1 protein-coding gene is annotated in these 251 nt (G+C 54.2%); it reads right to left on the bottom strand.

Annotated elements, in window-relative coordinates; all coding sequences use genetic code 11:
- Window positions 1–250 (bottom strand): eL19 family ribosomal protein (locus L9G74_RS24470; protein WP_500142682.1); only part of this gene is annotated, 250 nt, incomplete at its 3' end.
- Between the last annotated feature and the right edge of the window lies 1 nt (window position 251).

Genomic DNA, 251 nt, shown 5'->3' with positions numbered 1-251 from the left:
CCTTCATGTACATGTCATGATACATGTGCTTGTCAATCTTCTTGGCCTCACGATACTTGCGCAGCAAACGCCTGAGCACACGCATCCTCCTCATCCACAGGATCTTGGTGGGGAGCCTAGCCTCCCTGGTACCCCTACGCTTACCATAGCCAGAGTGACGTCCCTTCTGCTTGGCCTCATGGGCTCTCCGTGCACGGGACCTGGAGTGAATCTTCTGGGGCTTCTTGATAATGAACCCATCCTTGACCAAC

The sequence above is a fragment of the Shewanella electrica genome, assembly GCF_022321485.1.
GTDB classification, from domain to species: Bacteria; Pseudomonadota; Gammaproteobacteria; order Enterobacterales; family Shewanellaceae; genus Shewanella; species Shewanella electrica.
The sequence above is the reverse complement of the archived record's forward strand: the minus strand, read 5'-3'. Positions and strand labels throughout refer to the sequence as shown.